This is a genomic window from Streptomyces sp. NPDC001204 (genome assembly GCF_053598035.1).
The window spans coordinates 115,341-137,238 of sequence record NZ_JBSFJL010000019.1 but is presented as its reverse complement, the minus strand read 5'-3'; the positions used below and the strand labels follow the sequence as shown (position 1 = coordinate 137,238).

Annotated in this window: 20 protein-coding genes and 5 pseudogenes; 9 read left to right on the top strand and 16 right to left on the bottom strand. The window is 67.1% G+C overall.

The features are described from left to right. The first annotated feature begins 521 nt into the window (after positions 1-521). Entirely contained in the window at positions 522-896 is a 375-nt protein-coding gene (locus ACWC91_RS25120; protein ID WP_450642484.1) for a hypothetical protein, read from the top strand. A 105-nt stretch (positions 897-1,001) separates the two neighbouring features. Here the strand turns inward: ACWC91_RS25120 and ACWC91_RS25115 are convergent, their stop codons facing one another. The 5 genes from ACWC91_RS25115 to ACWC91_RS25095 all read right to left on the bottom strand — a co-directional run bounded on the left by ACWC91_RS25115 (position 1,002) and on the right by ACWC91_RS25095 (position 5,520). Next, positions 1,002-1,205, bottom strand: a complete 204-nt coding sequence (locus tag ACWC91_RS25115) for a hypothetical protein (protein ID WP_225080634.1) — start codon at positions 1,203-1,205, stop codon at positions 1,002-1,004. A 372-nt stretch (positions 1,206-1,577) separates the two neighbouring features. Further along, positions 1,578-1,991, bottom strand: coding sequence for a transcriptional regulator (locus ACWC91_RS25110; protein ID WP_450642486.1), 414 nt, complete (start codon positions 1,989-1,991; stop codon positions 1,578-1,580). Beyond that, positions 1,988-2,185: a hypothetical protein gene (locus ACWC91_RS25105; protein ID WP_450642488.1), complete on the bottom strand. Its 198-nt coding sequence runs from the start codon at positions 2,183-2,185 to the stop codon at positions 1,988-1,990. The genes ACWC91_RS25110 and ACWC91_RS25105 overlap by 4 nt, the downstream gene beginning before the upstream one ends. A gap of 122 nt (positions 2,186-2,307) precedes the next feature. Then, positions 2,308-4,221, bottom strand: a complete 1,914-nt coding sequence (locus ACWC91_RS25100; protein ID WP_450726042.1) for a DUF6923 family protein — start codon at positions 4,219-4,221, stop codon at positions 2,308-2,310. Positions 4,222-4,548: 327 nt separating this feature from the next. Continuing rightward, positions 4,549-5,520 (bottom strand): hypothetical protein, encoded by a 972-nt coding sequence (locus tag ACWC91_RS25095; protein WP_281157188.1) that lies wholly within the window; start codon positions 5,518-5,520, stop codon positions 4,549-4,551. On the opposite strand from ACWC91_RS25095, the pseudogene ACWC91_RS25090 reads away from it, so the two are divergent. After that, positions 5,521-6,301, top strand: a pseudogene (locus ACWC91_RS25090) (IS5 family transposase). It abuts the gene before it with no gap. Positions 6,302-6,323: 22 nt separating this feature from the next. On the opposite strand, the gene ACWC91_RS25085 reads toward ACWC91_RS25090, so the two are convergent. Continuing rightward, complete coding sequence (locus ACWC91_RS25085; RefSeq protein WP_376505940.1) at positions 6,324-6,785, bottom strand: MarR family winged helix-turn-helix transcriptional regulator; 462 nt, start codon at positions 6,783-6,785, stop codon at positions 6,324-6,326. A 108-nt stretch (positions 6,786-6,893) separates the two neighbouring features. Here ACWC91_RS25085 and ACWC91_RS25080 point away from each other — a divergent pair, with 108 nt between their 5' ends. After that, positions 6,894-7,793, top strand: coding sequence for an alpha/beta fold hydrolase (locus ACWC91_RS25080; protein WP_450642491.1), 900 nt, complete (start codon positions 6,894-6,896; stop codon positions 7,791-7,793). Between the two features lie 68 nt (positions 7,794-7,861). Here ACWC91_RS25080 and ACWC91_RS25075 read toward each other — a convergent pair. Further along, positions 7,862-9,031: pseudogene (locus tag ACWC91_RS25075) on the bottom strand (ISL3 family transposase); the annotation flags it as partial. A gap of 261 nt (positions 9,032-9,292) precedes the next feature. Then, positions 9,293-10,165 (bottom strand): aldo/keto reductase family oxidoreductase, encoded by an 873-nt coding sequence (locus ACWC91_RS25070; RefSeq protein ID WP_450642492.1) that lies wholly within the window; start codon positions 10,163-10,165, stop codon positions 9,293-9,295. 141 nt (positions 10,166-10,306) lie between these two features. Here ACWC91_RS25070 and ACWC91_RS25065 point away from each other — a divergent pair, with 141 nt between their 5' ends. Further along, positions 10,307-10,744, top strand: coding sequence for a winged helix-turn-helix transcriptional regulator (locus tag ACWC91_RS25065; RefSeq protein WP_450642502.1), 438 nt, complete (start codon positions 10,307-10,309; stop codon positions 10,742-10,744). A gap of 68 nt (positions 10,745-10,812) precedes the next feature. Further along, positions 10,813-11,433, top strand: a complete 621-nt coding sequence (locus ACWC91_RS25060; protein WP_450642493.1) for an ISAs1 family transposase — start codon at positions 10,813-10,815, stop codon at positions 11,431-11,433. 68 nt (positions 11,434-11,501) lie between these two features. Here the strand turns inward: ACWC91_RS25060 and ACWC91_RS25055 are convergent, their stop codons facing one another. The 6 genes and pseudogenes from ACWC91_RS25055 to ACWC91_RS25030 form a co-directional block, all read right to left on the bottom strand. After that, positions 11,502-12,071 (bottom strand): SMI1/KNR4 family protein, encoded by a 570-nt coding sequence (locus ACWC91_RS25055; protein ID WP_450642494.1) that lies wholly within the window; start codon positions 12,069-12,071, stop codon positions 11,502-11,504. 204 nt (positions 12,072-12,275) lie between these two features. Beyond that, positions 12,276-12,470 (bottom strand): annotated as a pseudogene (locus tag ACWC91_RS25050) (ISAzo13 family transposase); the annotation flags it as partial. A gap of 172 nt (positions 12,471-12,642) precedes the next feature. After that, a complete protein-coding gene (locus ACWC91_RS25045) occupies positions 12,643-12,936 on the bottom strand; it encodes a hypothetical protein (RefSeq protein WP_225080644.1) in 294 nt (97 codons plus the stop codon). 670 nt (positions 12,937-13,606) lie between these two features. After that, positions 13,607-14,317, bottom strand: a complete 711-nt coding sequence (locus ACWC91_RS25040) for a hypothetical protein (protein ID WP_450642495.1) — start codon at positions 14,315-14,317, stop codon at positions 13,607-13,609. A 749-nt stretch (positions 14,318-15,066) separates the two neighbouring features. After that, the gene (locus ACWC91_RS25035; protein ID WP_281157183.1) at positions 15,067-15,474 is read right to left on the bottom strand and encodes a hypothetical protein; all 408 of its coding nucleotides are present in this window, start codon (positions 15,472-15,474) and stop codon (positions 15,067-15,069) included. A gap of 653 nt (positions 15,475-16,127) precedes the next feature. Next, positions 16,128-16,982, bottom strand: a complete 855-nt coding sequence (locus ACWC91_RS25030; protein WP_281157651.1) for a class I SAM-dependent methyltransferase — start codon at positions 16,980-16,982, stop codon at positions 16,128-16,130. A gap of 813 nt (positions 16,983-17,795) precedes the next feature. Here ACWC91_RS25030 and ACWC91_RS25025 point away from each other — a divergent pair. Beyond that, positions 17,796-18,080, top strand: a complete 285-nt coding sequence (locus ACWC91_RS25025) for a hypothetical protein (protein ID WP_450642498.1) — start codon at positions 17,796-17,798, stop codon at positions 18,078-18,080. 214 nt (positions 18,081-18,294) lie between these two features. On the opposite strand, the gene ACWC91_RS25020 is transcribed toward ACWC91_RS25025, so the two are convergent. Continuing rightward, positions 18,295-18,591, bottom strand: coding sequence for a hypothetical protein (locus tag ACWC91_RS25020; RefSeq protein ID WP_450642500.1), 297 nt, complete (start codon positions 18,589-18,591; stop codon positions 18,295-18,297). A 464-nt stretch (positions 18,592-19,055) separates the two neighbouring features. After that, positions 19,056-20,000, bottom strand: coding sequence for an amidohydrolase family protein (locus tag ACWC91_RS25015; RefSeq protein WP_376506332.1), 945 nt, complete (start codon positions 19,998-20,000; stop codon positions 19,056-19,058). Between the two features lie 115 nt (positions 20,001-20,115). Between ACWC91_RS25015 and ACWC91_RS25010 the strand changes: the two genes are divergently transcribed. The 3 genes and pseudogenes from ACWC91_RS25010 to ACWC91_RS25000 form a co-directional block, all read left to right on the top strand. Then, a complete protein-coding gene (locus tag ACWC91_RS25010) occupies positions 20,116-20,580 on the top strand; it encodes a MarR family winged helix-turn-helix transcriptional regulator (protein WP_225081021.1) in 465 nt (154 codons plus the stop codon). A gap of 84 nt (positions 20,581-20,664) precedes the next feature. Continuing rightward, positions 20,665-20,801 (top strand): annotated as a pseudogene (locus tag ACWC91_RS25005) (IS481 family transposase); the annotation flags it as partial. 173 nt (positions 20,802-20,974) lie between these two features. Continuing rightward, positions 20,975-21,589 (top strand): annotated as a pseudogene (locus ACWC91_RS25000) (IS256 family transposase); the annotation flags it as partial. Between the last annotated feature and the right edge of the window lie 309 nt (positions 21,590-21,898).

Genomic DNA, 21,898 nt, shown 5'->3' with positions numbered 1-21,898 from the left:
TCCTTGCGTAGGGCTCGGGCGTACCGCTGGGTGAGTTCGGCCGTTTCCGCCAGGGTGGGTTGCTGTGCCTCGCGGGTGATGAGCTCGAGGAGGGTATTCCTGGAGGGACTGGCTGGTCTGCGCGGCACGCACCTTGAGACGGGTCATGGTTCATCCGGAAACACCGTGCCGGACGCCGACAGGCGCTAGAAGATCGCACCCGTCGGTGGCTGGCACACCGTCACAGCCATGGGACACCCACCCGTCCAGGAGGACAGGACAGTTCACCTGCGCGGTCGAGTCGGCCGAACTCCGCGTCGCGGTGGGGCTGCAGAGCGATGGCCCAGGCTTCCTTCAGGACGCGCCGCGGCGGACTTTGGCCGAGCCTCTCACGCTGAGACCGGCCCGCTCGATCCAGGCCTCGATCTGCGCGCGGCGTCGGGCGGGGTTACGGCCGCCGCGCGCCCGCTGGCAGCGTGTACGGCGGTAGCGCCAGCTCGAGCCGTCAGGTGCGGGGCGCCGGTCTGTAAGATCCCGGCACCATGAAGAGCCTGATCGTGCTGGGTGCGCTGTTCGTCGTCTTCGTCATGCCGACGCTCCTGGTCTGGCTGCTGGGGCGCCGAGCAGGCGTTCCCGCCTGGACACGTGCGCTGTTCCTGTCCGCCGCCTGGCTGACCGTCATCATGGGGTGGATTCTTTCGCAGCGTGCGCAGCCCTTTCTGTTCCCTGAAACGTCACCGTGCCACGGGACGGGGGCAGCTCGCTCGCAGTACTTCCCGCCCGACTCGTTCTGCCTCCACAACGACGGTGAGCTGAGGTCGGTCAACGGGCCCACCGCCCAGTTGCTGTTCTGGACGGCTGCCGGGACGACGGGAGCGGCAGCCGTCGTGTCGGCCCGGACCCGCCGACGGACGTGAATCGCAGGCGCCTCTGCCGGCCGCAGCCGTGCTGTGCGGCGCCCTGCGACACCTCGTCGCAGGGCGCGTCGGATCAGCGCCCGCTGCCGAGCCAGCAACTCCGGCTCAGCCCAGTGCCGGGGCGAGACGGCTCAGCGGCACCTTGCGGCGGTGGGGGCGCGCCGCGCTGGTGCGCAAGCCCATCAGGTGCGGAACCGACACCTCCGGGACCCGCCTCGCCAGTGCGTGGATCTCGTACGCCTCCGGGACCACGGAGACTGCGGCGGGGCCGACCGGAGCGGTCACCTCGTGCAGAACCAGCTTGCTCATGTCGTACTCCTTAAGCATCGCCCGGCAGGGCGCCCGCCCCACTCTGGAAGCCAAAGCGGAACTTCGCCACGTCAGACCTGCCAGTGCTGATCGGGATGACGAAGCCGAGACCCACGCCGCCAACGCTCGATGGGTCCAGTGGTGTCGCCGACGTCCTCGCCACTGTGAAAGCTCTCGGTCACGGAAAAGAGAATGCCCCGCGATCATGAGAACCGCCTGAAGCTATCCTAAGAAGAGCGAAAAAACCGTATATACCAAGATAAAGATGGCTATATGGGTCGTCCTGGGCACCCAGGCATCGCGCTGTCCTCCGGCGAGGGTCACGGCCCGGCGCGGCGACATCGCCTCGACGTAGCAGGCAAGGAGTCCGGATCAGGACTCCGGGGCTGGCCTGCCTTGTTTGATCTGGTGGATGAGTCGCTTGAGCTGGGTGACCTCGTCCTGCAGGGCGCGGTCGCCGGCTGGGGTGAGGGAGAGCCAGGTGCGGGCGCGTTTGCCCTCGTAGCCCTTCTCGATGTCGACCAGTCCGGCCTTCTCCAGGACGGCCAGGTGCTGGCTGAGGTTTCCGGCCGTGAGGCCGAGGGCCGTGAGGCCGAGGGCCGTGAGGCCGAGGGCCGTGAGGCCGAGGGCCGTGAGGCCGAGGGCCGTGAGGCCGAGGGCCGTGCGCAGAAAGCTGAACTCGACCCGGCGCGCCTGGTGGGCGACGGTGAGGATGCCGAGGCGGACGCGCTGGTGGACGACGTCGTCCAGGCCGGTGACGGGGTGCTGTTCGGACTGATCGGTCATGACGCGTTGCGCCCACGGGGCAGCTCGGCCAGGCCGAAACCCAGAGCGCCGAGCAAGAGGAGGGCACCGGGGACGGCGAAGTGGGCCAGGAAGGACCAGGGCGAGGTGAAGGGGATCCCCGCCCAGCCGGTAGTGAGCGGCACAAGCTCGATGGCCAGGTACACCGCGGTGAGCAGCACCAGGCGAGGGTTCAAGCCCAGGCACGTTGGTGTAGTCGACGGCATAGGGTCGTGCCCGGCTACCGTGGCGATCGGCAGCCGGGCACCGTTCCAGGTTTCACGCACCGGTTACGTCAGGGTCAAGGCCGATCGGGTCGCTACTTCTTGCCCTTGCCGTGCTTGCCCCCGCAGTGCTTGCCCTTGCCGTGCTTGCCCCCGCAGTGCTTGCCCTTGCCCTTCTCGACCTCGATGGTGAGGGTGTCGACGTTGTTGCCCGGGTCAGGGTCGACATCCTTGCCGACGACGGTAGCGGTGCTGGCCAGGGAAGATGCGTCGCGCGCCACGGTGCCGGTGACGGTGACGACGACGGAGTCACCGGCCGCCAGGGAGGTGCTGGTGCAGGTCAGGGTCGAACCGCTGATCGTGCAGCCGGGCCTGCTGGTGGCAGGGTTGGTCAGCCCGGCTGGCAAAAGGTCGGTGACGGTGTAGCCGGTCGAGTTGTCCGGTCCGTTGTTGATGATCTTGATGTCGTAGGAGACCTGATCGCCGGCCGATACACGGGCCGGTCCGGTCGCCTGCAGGTCAAGGTCGACCTGGGTGCGGGGGGAACTAATTGTGTCGGTGTTGTTGCCCGGGTCCGGGTCGATGTCCTTACCGGTGACCGACGCTGTGTTGGTCAGTGCGTTCGTGCCCGGGCCCACAGTTCCCTTGATGGCGATGGTGTTCGAGGCGCCGGCCGCCAAGGGGCCGCCGGTGCAGGTCAGGGTCGAACCGCTGATCGTGCAGCCGGGTGTCGTGGTGGAGGCGTTCTGCAGACCTGCCGGCAGCGTGTCGGTGACGGTGTAGCCGGTGGAGTCGTTCGGGCCGTTGTTGGTGACCTTCAGCGTGTAGGTGACGGCGTCACCCTCCGTCACCTTCGCAGGCCCGGCTTGGTCGATGCCCAGATCCGCGCGGGCGCGCGGGTTGTTTCGCGGAGTGTTTACGGTGTCGGTGTTGTTGCTCGGGTTCGAGTCGGCCTCGTTGCCTGTCACGGTGGCGGTGTCGGTGAGAACGCCGGTGAAGCTCTCGTCGACGGTTCCCGCGATGGTGATGGTGTCCGAGGCCCCGGGCGCCAGCGCGGCGCCGGTGCAGGAGAAGGTGGAGCCGGTGATAGTGCAACCAGGCGCGGAGGTGGCCGGGTTCTTCAGCGCGGCTGGGATCGTGTCGTCGACGATGTACCCAGAGGACTGGTTCGGGCCATTGTTCTTGACTGTGATTGTGTACGTGAGTTTCTGCCCCGGCGTGTATGCCACAGGGGACGACGTGTTCGTGACCGACAGGTCCGTCGGCGCCCCGAAGCACGACGTCGCATCCACGTTCGTTGATACAGCGGGAGCGGTCTGCGTAGAAAGCAGCGTGAAGGTCGGGGTGGCCGAGCCGGGATTCGTCACGGCCACGCGACGAATGAACCCACCGTTGTCGACGAAGCCGAGGTCACCGTTGCCGTAGGTGAACGCGCCGCCGTAGCCGTTGAGCGTGGTCGCCGGAAGGACCTTGGGGAACGTGGAAGCGGCCCCGGTCTTCTGATCGATACGCACGATGCTTCCGTCGGGTGAGGCGCCCCACAGGAAATCGTCGGCGAGGGCCCAGTCTGAGAACTGCCCCGGCGGGACGACCGGGATCGTCGCGGTCATTGTCTGTGTGGTCACGTCGATCACGTAGATCTCGGTGACGCTACCCGCTAGTGGCTTCGCCACGTAGTAGTTGCCCGCATCGTCGAACGTGCCGATGTTGTAGCTGTAGAACCCGTGTGGCGGCAGGCCTGGGACGGGCCCGAGGTCCGTGATGGAGCCATCGTTGCTGATCCGGAGCAGGCTGTCGTTGGTGGTGTCGATCGCGTACATGAAGTGGTCCACCGGGTTGATGCCGATGGCGTTGTAGTGGCCCGAAGCTGGCCCCAAAGGGGTGAACGACACCGATCCGAGCCCGGGAGTGCCCTCGTACAACTGCGTCGTGGGCGTTCCGGCGGACTCGTAGATCTTGCCGGTGCACTCGAACGGCGTACCGGGCTGTGCTGCCCTCTTCGACTTCATGGCTTTAGAGGTCTTGGCACCCTTGCCGTGCTGATCAGAGGTGCCGGCCTGGGAGGGGACCAGCATCTGCGCCTGCGCCCCAGTGGGGACGGCGAAACCGGCGATGGCGACGACGGAGACCGCAGCCAGGTGCCACAGGGACTTGCGTTGAAGCATGAATATTCCCTTTTACTCGTGGGGAGCCCAGCTCCGGCCTCTGTCGACCCTTGAAAGGTCGACCGATCAGTGTGTGAGGAGCCCACCAGGAGCTGAACGCCGCTTGGGGAAGTGATACGAGCACGCCGACAAACGAACGAACTTGCGGGCGCGGCCCCCACGCGTGATACATCACCCCGCCGGAGGAACCCATAGGTCCGAACGCCGTAACAGAAAGCGACAGCGACATCCCACCAAAAGGCGAGCGGGTCGACGAGCGAGCCCGCGTCCGCCTTCGTCCAGGGGCTCCGGAACCCGTACGTCGCCGGGTCCCGGCGGACGCGCCCCGCCGCGAGTGCCGCCGATCTTCGATCCGGACGCATCCGTGACGAGGGAGAGCATCCGGTGGGCCGACTGCCAGATGCCAAGGATCGCGCTCGTCTCGCAGCGTAGCCAGCCTTCGCTGCTGTAGCGGTGGGCGTGGGCCGCGGCGTGCGGGGTGTCGAGGCGGACCAGGGCCACGGCGATGACGTCGGGCCCGTGGTTCCCGGGCCGGGCGTGAGCGCGCTCGATAAACTGGCCGACCCTGACGGCTACCTCCTGAATGCGGCCCGGTGTCCAGGGCTCCGGGGCGCGAAGGACGGCGAGCATCGCACGGAGCACGTCGAGGACGGCCTGACCCTCGGGTGAGATGGCGCCGGACGCGTGGCCGCAGGGGCGAGCGGGGGGCCTCCTCACTGCTGTGACTGCGCGTGGTGGCGGATCAGTGCCTGCCAGCGCCGCTCGAAGTCGACAGCCTGCTCGGCAACGTAGTCGGTGGTGAGGGGCTTGTTGTGCTGTGCAGTGATGCCGTGGGCTGCGCTCCTGCGCAATGACGTCGAAGGAGGGGGTTTCGTTGCGCACCCGCTGCTTGGCCCAGACGTTGTAGACACGGAACGGCAAGAGATAGCGGCACAGGGTGGACGAGCTGACCGGCTTTCCGCCGCGACCGTTCATGCCCTTCTTGTTTGCAAGGTAGGCGGAGAGCTGCTGGGCCCTGGGTTCCTCGCCGAGTTCGGTCTGGTACTCCGTCCAGGCAAGGTAGTAGCGGTCGACAGTGATGAGCGCGGCGGGTTCCCCAGTCGCGTCGTCCTCGCCCGCCGGGTCGTCGATGGCGGCGCTCACCTGTCCTGGCGGGCCGAGCGACGCCAGCATGCCCTGGACATGGGTCGGCCGCCCGAGCACGAGCTACGCAAAATCATGAACGCGATCCTGTACGTGGACCGCGCCGGAGTGCAGTGGCGCTATCCCATGACTTCCCGCCCTGGGAAACCGTCTACGGCTACTTCGCCAAGCGGCAGAAGGACGGTGTGTTCGCCTCCGGAGGCGGTTACGGCAGAAGGAGGGCAAGGGTGCGGAGCCGTCCGCCTGCGTCATCGACGCCCAGAGCGTGAACACTTCCACCAGCGTCCCCGCTGGGAGTCAGGGCACGGACGCGGGCAAGAAGATCGTGGGCAGGAAACGCAGCATCGCCACCGACACGCTCGGCCTCCTGCTGGCGATGCTGGTCACCGCGGCCAGCGTCCAGGACTCCGTAGCCGGCACCCGCCTGCTCGACCAGGTGGCCGCCGCCCACCCCACCATCCGCAAGGTCCGGGTCGGCGAAGGCTACCGCAAACACTTCGTCGAACACGCCGCCACCCTCGGCATCGATCTGGAAATTGTCCAACTCGTCCCCGGGACCAGGGGGTTCACACCGCTCCCGAAACGCTGGACGGTCGAGCGGACATACCGCTGGCTCATGCTCCACCGCCGCCCGGCCCGCGACTACGAAAGCCTCCCCACCCGATCCGAAGCCATGATCCACCTCGCGATGACCGACCTCATGGCCCGCCGTCTCACCTGCGAGAACACCATCTCCTGGCGCGACCCCACAAAGCCACACCAACCGAAGACTCCAGGATGAAACTACGGGCGAAAACGACCTCTTAGGCCGCCGGTAGTGTCTGCGCGATGGCGCGCAGGACTCGTTCGTAGGCGTCGAGGTCGTTTTCGTCGAATCCGTCTAGGGCAGCGAGGATTCGTGCGATCAGCGGTCCGAAGAAGCTCCAGCCGAGCGTCTTGGCTTCCTGGCTGACGATGAGCAATACCCGACGGCGGTCGTGCGGGTCGCGTTCGCGGGTAAGGAAGCCTAGCCCTTCGAGTCGGCCGATCACGGCGGTTGTGGCCGGGGAGTTCAGGTGCAGCCGTGCGCCGAGGCGTCCCGGGGTCATCGACTCGTCGGCGCGCTCCGCGTCGAGCAGGGCGATCAGAGCACGCAGGTCGGTCGGGTGCAGGGCGTGCTCGGTGGCGAAGGCAGCGGCCTGTAGGTCAAGGTCGACGGCGACCGACCGCAGCAGGTGCACCAGGCCCATCCGGGTGTGCGTAGCCGTCTGGCTGCCTGGAGCCACGGGATCCGTCTTCTTGCTGCCAGGTGCGTTGCGTGGCATCCGCCGCCCCCCTATTCTCTCGATGAGTGAGTTACTCACTCATCGATACTACCGGCGAACGGGGCCATCATGCACGCACGAACCCAATCCCAGTCGGCCTCCCAACCGTCCGCGTCCGCTCCCGGCGACCTCGGCGCCTTCGACGCGGCCTACGACACGCTGATGGCGCGATGGGGCGTGCCGGTCGAGGCCATCGATGTGCCCTCCCGGTTCGGTGTGACGCGGGTCAACGCCTGCGGACCGCGCGACGCGCCGCCGTTGGTGCTGTTGCATGGAGGCCGATCCAACTCAGCCTCCTGGTACGCGAACGCGGCCACGCTCGCCCGAACCAGGCGCGTCTATGCGCCGGACACGATCGGCGACCCCGGCCGCAGCAGCAACACCGGCCGACCGGTGCGCACGCGGCAGGACCTGCTGGACTGGCTTGCCCACGTGCTCACCACACTCAAAATCGAACACGCCGACCTGTGCGGTCACTCCTTCGGCGCCTGGCTGGCCCTGGTCCACGCCCTGCAGGCACCACACGGCAGCATCGGCCGCCTCGCTCTGCTCGACCCCACCCAGTGCTTCGCCGGGTTCGCCCCGGCCTGCTTGTGGCACGCCCTGCCCGGCATGCTGCGCCCAGCCCGAGGCAACGACGCCTATCTGCACTGGGAAACAGCCGGCGCCGATCTCGACCCAGACTGGCTCGCCCTGCACAGGCTCAGCGCCACAGTCCCGACCGGCAAGATCATCGCCGGACGGCGGCCAAAACCGTCAGTCCTGCATGCGCTGGACGTTCCGGTACTCGTGGTGTTGGCCGAGCGCAGCCGGGTGCACAGCATCGATACCGTCGCCAAGCGCGCGAGCAGAACCCTGCCACACGCCATCGTCGACACGCTTCCCGACGTCTCCCACCACATGATCCCGTTCATGCGGCCGGAGACGCTGAACACGAAGCTCACCGAGTTCTTCACGGACGCCGCGTGACGCGCGACAGAGGCTGGCGGTCGCCGACATCCGGGTTCCCCCTGCGGCCTTCGCGCGAAAGGAGCTCCTCACAATCCAGGGTGTAGTCGTGGCCTGAAGCCGCCGGTTTCCAGCGGGGTTCTGGCGATGTAGTTGGTGAGGTTGCGGAATCCAAGGGCGGAGCCGAGGAGGTGTTCGAGCCGTCCGTTGATGGCCTCGGTCGGTCCGTTGGACGTGCCCGGGCGTTCGAAGTAGGCCAGCACGTCGGTGGCCCGCTTCTTCAGTGTCCGGCCGAGTGTGATGATCTCGCTCAACGCGCTCGGGACGCCCTGGCTGACCAACTCGATCAGCTTCACCATTAGCTCTCGGCCCTTCCTCCGATCGGGTTCGCGGTAGGCGGCGATCTACCTCTGGTAGACCCCCCACGTGGCTTCGACCTCAATGTGAGCGGCGCTCGCAACCGCGCAGCCAGTCGGTCCTTCTGCCTGTCGGTGAGCAGGTCAGCGCCGCCGGTGTGGAGGGTTCGCCGTGCGGTATAGAGCGGGTCGCTCCTGCGTCCGCGGTGCCCGTGGATGGCCAGTTGGACACGTCGGCGGCATCGGCCGAGTGCGTCGCTGGCCAGACGCACGACGTGGAATGGGTCCATGACCGCGACCGCGTCGGGCAGTTCCTCGCTGGCGGCGGTCTTGAACCCGGTGAAACCGTCCATCGCGACGACCTCGACGCGGTTGCGCCAGGACTCTTCGCGTTCGGCGAGCCAGGCCTTGAAGGCCTGCTTGGAACGGCCTTCGACCATGCCGAGCAGCCGGGCAGGGCCGGTGCCGTCGCGGTTGCTCGTCAGGTCAGGTCAGGTCAGGTCAGGTCAGGTCAGGTCAGGTCAGGTCAATGATCACGGTGACGTACTTGCCGCCACGCCTGGTGTGGCGCCACACGTGCTCGTCGACGCCGATCGCGGTGACGTCGTCGAACCGGCCGGTGTCGTCGATGAGGACGCGCTTTCCCTCGGCCAGGACAGCGTCGTTGGCGGTGTTCCAGGCGACCCCGAGCCCTTCGGCGACACGGGCGACAGTGAGGTACTGGCAGACGATGGCTTCAAGCGCCCACCGCAGCCCGCGGCGCGAGAGCTTCGCCCGCGGCTCAGCCGCCTGGGTGGTGTCTTGCCGCCACACGTGCCCACAGCCGATGCAGCGCTAGCGTCGGATCGTGTCGTGAAGGATCGTTGGCCGCCAGCCGAGTGGCTCGTGCGCCAGTCGCCGGAGGTAGCGTCGTGCAACGTCGAGGTCTTCCGGATGGGCTTGGTGTAGGAACCCCCGTCCTCGGGAGACCTCGACGCCTACCCGGCCACCGACGCGGGATGAGCTTCCGTCGGTGTGACACAAATTTTTGACGGCTGATGATCTGAAGTCATCCAGGTGAGGGCGAATCATCCCGCTTCGGCCCCGATCGCGCGAGGGTGCCCGGGGCCGGAACTTGAACGGTGGCTTCAGCCGTGGCTTGTGAGCCGTTCAGCTCTGGGGCATTCAGCGGCCGATGTCGTCCAGCTCGGCCAAGTCCCCATGAGAGAGGGCGAGTCCCGCGCCGGCGATGTTCTCGCGTAGGTGCGCCGTCGATGACGTGCCGGGGATGAGCAGGATGTTCGGTGATCGCTGCAGCAGCCAGGCCAGTGCGACGGACATCGGTGTCGCTTCCGATCGAGCGGCGACCGCCGAGAGCGCCGAGGACTGAAGCGGGGTAAAGCCCCCGAGGGGGAAGAAGGGCACGTACGCGACGCCGTCGGGGGCGAGCCAATCGATGAGCTTGTCGTCGTGGCGGTGGGCGAGGTTGTACATGTTCTGCACGCACACGATCGGCGCGATGCTCTGTGCCTCGGTGACCTGCTCCTCGGTGGCGTTGCTGACCCCGAGGTGGCGGATCAGGCCCTGCTGCTGGAGTTCGACGAGCGTCTCGAACGCCTCGGCGAGCGAGCCGGGCTGAGGGCCTTCGGCGTTGCCGAGTCGGAGGTTGACCAGGTCGAGTACGTCGAGCCCGAGGGACTTGAGGTTGTCGTGGACCTGGCGGCGCAGATCTTCGGGCCGCCGGGCCGTAGGCCAGCCACCCTGTTCGTCGCGCGTCGCGCCCACCTTGGTCACGATGTGCAGCGACTCGGGATAGGGACGCAGTGCCTCGCGGATCAACTCGTTGGTGACGCGCGGCCCGTAAGCGTCGCTGGTGTCGATGTGGGTGATACCGACGTCGACCGCTTCACGCAGAACGGCCAGGGCACCCTCGCGATCGGCGGGCGGCCCCATAACCCACGGGCCGGCCAGTTGCATGGCGCCGTAACCGAACCGGGTGACGGTCAGGTCACCCAGAGCCCAGGTGTCGCCGGGAAGGGAGAGGGAGGGCGTGCTCATCTTGTTGCCTTTCGTCGTGCACTTGGGGGGTGGCGCCTGCTGCCTCCCTGCATCAGCATTGGAGAGAAACTTCCTGTCGGGAAGTAGGCACTTTGGAGTGCGTAACCCACCCATTGGTGAGAGGTGCGATCAGTGACGACGATGAAGGCGGCCCAGAAGAGGGCTCAGGCCAAGGTGGAGTACAACGCGTTCCTGGCAGAGTGCCCCAGCCGGCAACTGCTCGACCGAATCTCGGACAAGTGGGTCGTCCTGATCTTGTGTGCGCTGGGCGGCGACAACAGCCCTCGCCAGCCCGGTGCAGCACACACAGACGCTCCGAAGGTGATGCGCTACTCCGAGATCTCTCGTCTTCTGGCCGGAGTCAGCCAGAAGATGCTGACCCAGACGCTACGCTCGCTGGAGCACGATGGTCTGCTCACCCGTACCGTGACACCAACCGTCCCCGTCACCGTCTCCTACGAGCTGACCGACCTCGGCCTCTCGCTCCACCACATGACGCGCGGGCTCAGAAACTGGGCGCAGACGCACATGGCCGAGGTCCTCGCAAACCGCGAGAACTACGACTCTCGCACGTCCTGACGCCTCACATCCAACCGTCCAACAGCACTACATTCATCGGCGCTACACCCTCAGCTGCGAAGAGCCCGTTGCTCGACACCCTCGAGAACCTGGCCGGCACGATCGTCACCAGCGACGCGATGCACACCCAGCACGACCACGCCATCTGTCTCCTCAACCGGCAGGCACACTACAGCGTGATCGTGAAGCGCAACACCAAGAAGCTCTGCAAACAGCTCAAGTCCCTTCCCTGGAAAGGGATTCCGCTGCAGGACAGGACCCGCGCGACCGGTCACGGCCGCCACGAGATCCGCAGACTGAAGGTCTGCACGGTCAGCAACCTGCTCTTCCCCGGCGCCCGCCAGGCCGTCCAGATCGTTCGCCGCCGCGTCCACCGCAAGACCGGGAAGATCAGCCTCAAGACCGTCTACGCGGTCACCAGCCTTACCGCCGAACAGGCCGGCCCGGCTCAGCTCGCCCGACTGATCCGAGGGCACTGGAGCGTCGAGGCCCTGCACCACGTCAGGGACGTCACGTTCGCCGAGGACGCCTCCCAGGTGCGGACCGGGAACGCCCCCAGAGCAATGGCCACCTGCAGGAACCTTACGATCGGAGCCCTTCGCCTGGCCGGCGTCCGGAACGTCGCCTCCGGACTCCGACGAGCAGCCCGGGACCAAACCCGGACCCTCGCCCTCCTCGGCCTCACATGATCAAAACGGACGAGGCCGGACAACGCCGAAGCTCTGTTCCCCGGAACAACCGGGGGAGCACTTTGGTTTCACGACCAGACGAGTCGTCCTTCGGCGGCCGAGCAGACTGGATGGCTTCCATCGGCGATCTTCGTCAGCATCTCTGCCACGGAGTCGAAATAGTGAGCCAGTGATGGGTACTCGCCCGTGATCGTGATGTCGCCCACGAACCACCCGCCGATACGCCCGTCCCGCACGTCGATGAACTTCCCCATCCAGCCGTCCTGGTCCGACAGGAACGGGATCCACTCATTGCGCCAGAACGGAGTGTCCGGCTGATCCGGAGGGTTGACCCCACCGGTCATGTAGTGGTTGGCGTAGAGCTTCTCCATCGCCCGGATGCCCAGAAAGAAACTTCCCTCGTCCGGAAACCCGGCGAAACCGCAACACGCCACATCGTCGTCCACATCTTCCTCAGGAAGATCAAGATTGTTCTGCAAGAGCCACGCCCGCAGTTCCCGATGAAGCTGGATGCCGATCCGTTCCTCGGCGGCCGCAAGCATCTGTTCCGTGGCTGGCCCGGGCAGATCCGCATGATCGGCCGGGGCGTGCTCCCGAAGAAGACTCATCACGCGGGACCAGCTCTCCACCACACTCATTCCCCACTACTCTCTGCGTGGACGCCCTATACGACTGCGTCGCTTCGGCAGGCACGGGCAGTGCAAGGTTACAGAGCCTAGAGAACCCCATGATCACGAACGCCCGTGCCTGTTCCGCATCGGACTCCACCCAACACGACGAGCCGTCAGCAACCGGGCATCAATCGACTATGCCGAAGCCCTGGGAGCTGTCGATCAATAACTCTATGGTTTCGTGCTGGTCTTGCCGATGAGGCTGGCGAGGTCTTTCGCGGTGGGTGCGGTGATCGGTGCTGGGCGGACGCGACGTTCGAGGGCCTCCAGGATGGGGGTGATCTCGTGGAGGGCGTCGCCGACGGCGGCTGCGGGTGAGCCGAGCAGGGCGGTGAGGACGCGGATCTGGGTCTTCCAGCGGTGGGGCTGAACTACGGAAACTCGTTCTAGGCCAAGTCCCCGCTCGTGCTCTGCTGTTGCCATCGGGTCTCCGTTGATTCCCGCTCGTTCTGGCGCGAGAGTGGCACGGCCCCATGTGCTCCCGGCTGCCCCCGTCCCGGCCGGACACCGAGGCAAGATTTCGGGAGCCGGTTCCGTATCACCTGGTGATCTGGTCGCGGGTGGGATCCGGGTCGGAGAGGTGGTCACCGTACCAGTCCAAAATCATCAGGATGATGATAAGGCCAGCTATAGCCGCTACGACGACGGCGGGGATGATCACACCGATGAGGGCGAACATCGCCCCGACGGGGAGTAGACCCACCATGAGGAAGAAGAACCAGCCTAGACGTACTGATTCCGTTCTTTGACCGATGCGGATGCAGAACAGGCCGGTTGCGATGCCCCACAACGGCACGATGATCGGCGAAAGCACGGCCAGAATCAGAACCACGGTTGCTCCCCTCCCACGGCAAGGGGCCCGTCAGTGATTGGTTGGCGAGCTCCTTCATCTCATCGTATTTCCCAGGGAGTTACCTCCCGGGCTTGCAGAGTGAAGTTGGCGTTGAAAGTGGTGAGGGGCCGGTCAGAGTGCCGGACTGACGGGGCCCATGAGCGCCGGTTCTACGGTCGACCGGCATGTACGGGATGCCGCTGGTAAGCATGCAGGGCCCCCAGGGCCAACCGTGTGCGAATGGCTGTCCCCTGGTGCGTCTGCGGCGCCCTCCCCTGACTTCTCCGTGGCGGACGTCGGGTCCTGGGGTTGCTGCCGCGGGGAGTCCTGCGGGCAAGGCGTCTCCTGATCGGGATGCTCGGTGGAGACCTCGGGCGGAGCAAAGGGGTTTTCGCCGCCCTGATCAGCAGCTGCGCAGCCGGTCAGCACGCCGAGAGTGAGGCAGAGCGCGAAGAGTCTTCGTAGAGACGCGGCCATTGATCTGTTTGCCTCCCTGCCTTGAGCTTGTTCCGCTTTGACGGACACCATCGGTGTGGTGGTCAGGCTGCGAGAACGGTTTCGTACTCGGCGGGACTGCGGTAACCAAGGCTGCTGTGCAGCCTCCGCGAGTTGTACCACTTCATCGGAGACCTGCCCGTCAACGCCTTCATCCACCCTGCCGGCCTGCCCATCACACCTCCACAGTTGGGGGTGTTGCGACGACCGGTTGAATCCGCCCTGGCACGGTCCAGGTCGAGTTGGTCTCCGCCTTGCCCGTGGCCCAGCCCGTCAGCCGGTAGTAGCCGAAGTAGTACTGGGTGCCGTCCGGTGTGGTCACCTTCCAGTACTCGCCGTCGTTGTCGCCGTTGGCCCGACCTGCGTCGGTGAGCTTTTCGACCCTGGTGCCGTCGTCGCTCTGCAGATGCCACTCGCCGGTGGTGTCGTCCTTGACCAGGGTGTTGGACTGGCCGTTGAGGTTGAGGACCGCGTTGTCCTTCTTCCAGCACAGGTCATCGCTCTTGTCGGTGCCGCTGCTGTTGCTGGTGTCCTCGGAGCAGGACACGTAGCGGCGCTCGATGTAGCCGGGCTCCATGGACCAGCCGTCGCCGATCCAGTTGGCCTGGTTGTTCGTCGCCGCGGTACGGCCGTCCACGGACTGGGAGGAGTAGGACAGGCTCAGGGCCGCTTGGGCACCGCCGGGCACGTCCGGGGTGTCGATGTCGTAGTCCCAGGAGAAGCCACCGCTGGAGCCACCTGCCGTCCAGGACGCCGACGGGGCGAGCGAGGTGGCCGTGAAGTTGCCCGACGCGCCCGAGGCGGCGGCGGAGGCGACCAGAAGGACCGTGCCGTCACTCGCCGCCAGACCGCTGGCCGAAGGTGTTGTGGCGGGTGCCTTCAACACCGGCCCGGTGGACGGCGTGTCCTCATCCGCTGCGCCGACGGCGACGGAGGCCAGGCCGACAGCGACGCTGCCTTGGGCCGGGCGTTCTGGCCTTCGGCGGCCGGCAGTGCGACCGTTGCCAATAGCGTCTTGGCCTTCGTGTCGTTGTCGGTCTGCGATTGCGGGAGCCCGCTGGGAACATGGAACAGTCCCCCCGCGAAAGCCTGCCACCATCACCAGCACCGGCGCCCTCGGCATCGTGTGTGAGGGCGCTGTGGCGAAGCCGGTGAAGTGTCCACCCGTCCAGATCCTCGATGCTGTCGGGTGCAGCGAGGGGGTTGACCAGCAGCCGGGTGCTCTCCTCGAAGATCTCTTCGGCCCGGCGGTAGGAGAGCCGGGCCCGGCCGGTCTCCGGGCACACGTCCAGCGCCGCGGTGCCTGCCGGGGCCTTGCGGTCGGTGAGGAACAGCGGGCCGCGGGTGCGTCGGGCGATGAGGCGGGGCAGCAGCTGGGCAGTGCCGGACTGCCAGTGAATCCACTCGGTCGCCCCGCCCTTGGCGGTGATCTTGCCTAGTTTGTCCTGCGCGTACAGGCCTTCCACGTTCAGACACAGCATCTCGTCGGCCCGCGCGGCGGACTCGTAGAGTATCTTCCAGAACGTTCTCTCCTGCAGAGCGACGTCCAGGCGCCACAGGGCGACGATCTGGCTCTCGGAGAGGGCCTTGGTGCGGTCCGGCGGTGCCGGCCGCCGCTCGATGCCGATCGTCGGATCAGATTCGATCCAGCCCTGACGCTGCCACCAGCCGATCGCCTTGCGCGCGATGGACAGGCTCCCGGTTGACGCTGTCGGCGTCCATCTCGTCTGCCCGGGCCGCCGCCAGTTCGGCCAGCACCTCCGGCAGCGCCGGGTCGTCGATCTCGGCGACGGGGAAGACGGGCGGCTTCGCGCTACGACGGGCGGGCCCGGTCGGCGCCGGTTCGCCGGCGAGCATCCACCCCCATGTCGTCAGCAAGATCCGGTAGATCCGCGCGGAGGACTTCGCGATGCCCGCGCCGGTGAGGTACCGCTCGACCGCCGCGGTGTACGACGACGGAGGGGCGGACGGGGGCACCACCCGGCCGCGCGGCAGCCGGAGCGCGCCCCCGCTCCCGAGTTCGGTCACTGGTTCGACCGTCACGCCCGCCCCACCCTTCCGGTACTGCCGCAGTAAATGTGTACACCTCGTCCCGCCGGCCGTAATCGTCCGCTGCAGGTCGCGGTGATCACTGTAGGGAGTCCGCCGCAGTGAATCCGGCATCTACTGCGGACCCCGCCTACCGTCCGTCCTGGAGCGATGATCGCGGCTGGTCGCCCACACAACCGTGCAGCGGTCACTCCACAGGCGCCCGCTCCCAAAGTGCGTGTTTCTAAGCACCCAATTCTGAGCAGTCTGGCGTCCTACGTGGCCTGGTGTCCGAGGACGCCGGTCGGGCCGGGGAAAGGATCTGCCGGGGCTGCGGGGAACGGCTCAGGCCGGGTGCCCGGCCTGGGGCGGAATTCTGTTTGTCGGCGTGTCGGTCCAGGCAGTGGTGTCGGGAACGGCGGTTGCGCCAGCACCTGGCGGCCGTCCGGGACGGCACGGGTGAGGTGGAGTGCTCGGAGCGCGGGGCCCGGTGGGTGGCCGGCGTCGACCGCCGCTCGGACACGGTGTTCTGTTCGCCGCGGTGCAAGGTGAGAGCTTGGAGGCGCCGGACACCTTCCACATCCCACACATCTCCGGCCTGGAAGCGAAGGTGGGCGAAGGCTGGCTGATCTCACTGAACTTTGACCAGCCAGCCGCTGGGACGTATGTCAGCGCGCAGTGACTGAATACGCGGCGAGCGCGCGGTTGCCCCGCGGCTTGGCGATGGCCCGGAGAACGTCGGCCTGGCTCAGGACGAGTTCTCGCACCGGCTCGGTCAGCGCGGCCAGACGCTCCTCCGTTCCGGCCAGGTCGAGACAGGCAGCGACCTCCCAGTCGCCGTCCTGAAGCTCTTCGGTATCGACCGACCTGCAGCCGTCGGCCGTCCAGCCGGCCTCAGGCAGGAGCCGCAGCAGCCCCTCACGGGAGAAAGGCGTGCGGACGTTGCCCTGGCCATGCGATCCTGCGGCCTCGGTCAGCCCCTGGATCAGCACGGCGAGGAGGTGCGCCAGCTGGTCGCCAGATGCAGGCGTCAAGTCCCACTCGGTGAACCATAGCCGCCGCGCCCACGGCCGTACCCGAGCCAGTGTGTCTCGCAGTTGCCCGAGCGAGGTGAAGTACCAGGAGCAATGTGCAAGCACCACGTGGTCAAAGGTACTTTCGGGGAAGTCGACTGATGGGTCGAGGACGTCGGTGCCCAAGCGGAAATCGATGCGCGGCCCGAGAGGGCCCGCCGCGAGCCGGGCTGCCGATTCCCCGAGCGTGACCGGCGCCCCGTAGGAGGGTTCGGCCACATCGACGGCCACCACGCGCCCTTTGGGCCCAACCGCCTCTGCGAGGACGGCGGTCATGTCGCCTTGGCCGCAGCCCAGTTCGAGGACGGTTGAGTCGGGCGCGATGTGCCAGCTCGCCACGAGCGCGGCGCGGTGGCGAGTCTGGGACAGCTGAATGTCCGGGCTGTGATCGGCGGCGGCCATGCCGGCCGCGAGCGAGGGAGCCTTGGCGCGGAGATCGGAGTGATTCACAAAGTCCTTGGTGATACTCGACGGGTCGGTGCGGGCCGATGGTATGAGACGGCGGGCAGCGGCGCCTCCGACTTCCTGGGCATCCTGTGATGCCGCAGCATGAGCAGATTAGAAACACGCACAAAAAGAGCGTTTTGTCCCGCCAGGGTTGTTTAGATGCGTTCTGTGTGGTTGACCTCCCTGAGACCGTAGAGGTTGCTGGCCATTGCTGTGGTCTCTGCGGCTGGTGACGCCGGTCGAGGGTCCGTTTCGGTCCCTTCGCTCCTGTCTGATCCGCGCGTCCTCACCTCTCATCGCCTGCGGCCAGCGGCCATCGATGACGCCCGCCGCTTCCCGACAGCCACCGCAGGCGTCCTCCCGCTCCGGCAGCCACCAGTGGCCGGACGGCGACATGCCAGTTTCCTGGATCCCGCACAGCGTCTTGCCGAAGATGGCGAAGGCGTGGGAGACATCAGCGGGAAGGCCATCCGCGACAGCCCTCTCCCAGCGCATCTCCATGGGCAGGTACGGCGGTCGCGAGATCTCGAACCGCTCGCCGCCCACATGGGTAGCAGCATGGCACCAGGGCCCCGGGTGCCGAGCGTGCTTCTCCACATCCGCATCGGCGTCGTTGCGGGCCTGGCCCTGCTCCGTCGCGCACTCGTGACCGCGGCCTGGAGGTCGGGCCAGGCGCGCCAAGCGGTCTCGTACCCCGCGGTCTGCGCCTCGGTCCACCAATCCGGCCGCTCCGATCCTGCACACAAGATCGGAGCCGTGACGTCTATTCGCCGGGCGCCGTCACCGAGCGGCACGGATGAGGAGGCAACCGACATCGTGACGCTCGAGGAGTTTCTCAGCGCTGAGCTTCCGGGGCTCAGCCGCTTCGCGGGTGCGCTGACCGGGGATCCGCACCTGGCCGAGGACATCCTGTCCGACGCGCTGCTGGTGGTCGTCTCCCCCTGGCGCAGGATCGCTGCGACGGAGAACCCTGTCGCCTACGTGCGGCGGATCGTGGTCGACACAGCCTCCTCGGAGTCATCACGCCCCAGGCCGACGACGATGGTCCGGAGGGTTCCGCCATGCGGGTGGCGCCGGTCGTGGACGGGCAGGTCGTCCTGAGCGCCGCCGGGTGCTGGCTGGAGGATCGGCCCACCCACGCATTCCCCGGTCCGTTGGCCGAGATCCCGGAAGCGACTCGTACCGACGCGCTGCGGAGGGAGGCTTCCAGACCGTCCCGCTCAGCGAAGTGGAGCGCCTCGCGAGCCACTGATCGCAACCAGGAGCGCAGCTCTTCCCTGCGAGACGGCCGCCCTCACTTCTTCGGCTTCTGAACTCACGGACCGCCGAGCAATGAGTACACGACGACGTCGTGGTTGTTGCGTTGCAGAAGAAGGATGACGGGACACTCCGGGCCGTTGTTGCCCCAGGTCTGCTTATAAACCTGCCAGCCAGCCGGCTCCACGACGAAAACAGGAGTAATCGTGCCGTCGCCCTTGGGCAGAGCCTTCTCGTGGCCGTCCGGCTCGTAGTCGCGCCCGCAGAAGCTCATGCGAGCTGGAACCTCCCACCAGGCGAACGTGTGGTAAGTCAGGCGGTAGTTGATCAGCCATCCGCCAGCTACCAGCAACACCAAAGCAACCGCTACCCAGAGGGCCCTGCGGCCCCTCCGGCGGATTGAGGACGTCGCCGTCAAAGCCATAGAGCAAAGACGATCACTATCTGCGAGAGAGCGTCAAGAGCCCAAGAGCACCCTGTTTCGACGGCTGGCCCGGGCCCATTTCCAGCTTTGTGGACCTCCCTTCATGGGGTGGGCGCTTCCTTGAGTGCGCGTCGGCTGCCCGGCTCGTAGGCTGATGCTGCTCGGGGCCTGTTGTGGAGGTCTGCCATGCCCCGAACCATCTGGAGCGGTGCGATCAGCTTCGGCCTGGTCACTTCTCTGAACTAGGACTCCGTCGGCTCCGTTGGCCCTGGTCCTCGGCCCCTAACTCCTGGACCGTGCGGCCCGGATCAGGCCGCACGGGAGTGATGACGCACGCGGTCGGGCCAGCAGCAGTTTGGGACACGGCCCGGACCTGTAGCTGACCCCAGAGGCATTCACTGGTTGTTGCTCAGGCGGGGGAAGAGGGCCTGCGCGTTGCCGTGGTTGATCGCGGTCCGCTGGTGGTCGTCTTGAGGGTAGGCGTCGAGCTGCTTGGTGAAGTAGGCGGACATCTCTGGGGTGGCGTAGGGGAAGTCGCTGCCGAAGGTGATCCGGGTGGGGTCGGCGAAGGCGAGCAGGGTGGGAAGGGTGTCGGGATTCGAGCTCAGGGCGGTGTCGAAGTAGAAGCGGCGGAGTTCAGCGAGGACGGTTTCGTGGTCCATGACGGGCTGGACGCCGCTGACCTGCTGGTGGGCCTCCAGGGCAAGGGCGATGCGATGGGCGGCGTAGGGGAGGAAGCCGCCGCCGTGGGAGAGGATGAACCGGATGTCCGGGTGTCGTGTGGTGGTGCCTGACAGGACGAGGTTCGTCGCGGCGCGGGTGGTGTCGAGCAGGAAGTCCGCAGCGTAGGGCGGCAGGCCGGGTACGAGCGGGCCGGGCAGCTCGGAGGGGTGGACGAAGACGGTGGTACCGCGGCGGCCGAGCTCGGCCATGAGCGGTTCGAAGGCCGGTTCACCGAGATAGATACCGCGGTGGTTGGCGAGCAGGACGATGCCGTCGGCGCCGAGCTCGTCCAGAGCGCGGGCGGCCTCGTTGAGTGCGGCGTCGACGTCAGGCAGCGTGAGGGTGGCGAAGAAGCCGTAGCGGTCGGGACGGTCCTTGACGATCTCGGCGGCGTAGTCGTTGACCTTGCGGGCCCAGGTGGTGGCCTCGGCGTCGTCGCCGAGGTGGGTGCCGGGCGTGGAGACCGACATGACCGCGGCCTGGATGTCCTGGCTGTCCATGAAGGCGAGGTCGGTGTCGACGTCCCAGCGCGGGATGGGCAGGCCGCCGGCGGTTTCGCCGTGGGAGAGCAGCCAGTCGCGGTAGTGCGGCGGAACGATGTGGTGGTGGGTGTCGATGCGTGCGGAACTGGTCAGCGTTGTTCACCTCTTAGTGACTTAGCAAGCTAACTTTTAGCTTGGCTGCTACGGTAGACCCATGATGTCGCCTACGCAAAACGGACACCCTGCTCAAGTGCTGACCGGCGACGAGCTTCCGCAGGCCGACGACGCGCAGTTCCAGGAATTCACCCGGGCCGTGCAGGATCTGCTGACGGCTGTCCGCCGCAGCCGCGGCCGGCTTGCCGGTCAGACGCGGCCCACCCTCTCGCTGTCTCAGGTCCAGCTGCTGGAGTCAATCGCCGATCACGGCCCCCTCGGCGTCAGCGAGTCCGCCGAGTATGCGGGCATCACCACACCCACCGCCACCCGCATGCTCAAGCAACTCGAACGCGACGGCATTGTCACCCGCACCCGCACACCCGGCGATGAACGCCGCGTCGAAATCGCTCTCACCGAATCCGGCGCCACCCTGCTCGCCGACCACCGCACCCGTCTGCGAGAACGCCAACTGCGCGCATTCCGCGAGCTCACCCCCGACCAGCGTGCCGTGGTCACCGAGCTCACCCGTCGGCTCAGCGACCTGGTCGACGAGATGTGACATTCTCCGGCGCCACCGAGGAGCCGACAGCCGCCAACATGCACCGCCGCAGCGCCCCCGGCTGCACGACCGGCCCAGCCGGCCCCGCACCGGACCCCGGCAGCAGTGGAGAACCAGGTCTGCCGCCTACGACAAGAACGCAAGCTGGGCCCCGCCCGCATCGGGCCGATCCTGGGCCTGCCCGCCTCCGCCGGGTCCTGACACGGCACGGCCTGAACCGTTTCCTCCACACCTACAACCACCACCGCTGCCACACCGCACTCGCCGGCCAACCACCCATCAGTCGTGTCAACAACGCCTCAGGTCAATACAGCTAGCTTCTGCCGCAATGGGCCGGTTCGGAGTGTCCAGTGATGACCTCGGCGGCCAAGGGGGCGGGAATTGAAAGGTCCCCGGGTTCGCCCAGTTGTCGAAGTCGCAGGTCTCGGCGATGGCCCGGCACCTGGACGAGCAGGTCGCCGCGTTCCGCAACCGCCTGGACGCCGGCCCGTATGCGTTCGTCTGGGTCGACGCGTTGACCCAGAAGGTCCGCGAGGACGGCCGCATCATCAACGTCCACGCCCTGATCGCGGTCGGCGTCAACGCCGACGGCCACCGCGAGATCCTCGGCCTGGACGTCGCCACCGCCGAGGACGGCGCCGGATGGCTCGCCTTCCTGCGCTCACTGATCGCCCGCGGCCTGTCCGGCGTCCAACTCGTCGTCTCCGACGCCCACGCCGGCCTGGTCGACGCCATTGGCGCCGTCTTGCCCGGCGCATCCTGGCAGCGCTGCCGCACCCACTACGCCCGCAACCTGCTCAGCCAGGTCCCCAAACCCGCCCAGCCCTGGGTGGCCACCCTGCTGCGGACTGTCTTCGAACAGCCCGACACCGACGCGGTGAAGGCCCAGATGACACACGTCCTGGACGCACTGGAGGCCAAGTTCCCCAAAGGCGCCGCCCACCTTGATGCCGCTCAGCATGACCTGCTGGCCTTCACCGCCTTTCCCCGCGAGAGCTGGCGGCAGATCTGCAGGCGCCGGGCGCCCTCGCCCCACCACGTCACGATGCCCTGTTCGTCGACAGTGGCCGTGGCCGTCACGGTGGCGGTGCGGGACGGCTCGAGCGGGGCGTCCGCCTCGCCCGGCCGTTCACCAGGAGGAGTGCTCCATCGGCGCTCATCTCGCCTCGCTCGTTCCTCGACCGCTGCTCCCGGGCGAACCTCCGCGGGCCAGGGCCCTACCAACAAGCGTGATCCTGCGGGACAGGAAGCACCAGCACGGTGCCCGGCGAGGCGCCCGGGCCAGGCAGGGGGCGGACCGCCCCCGGTGGGCGGTCCG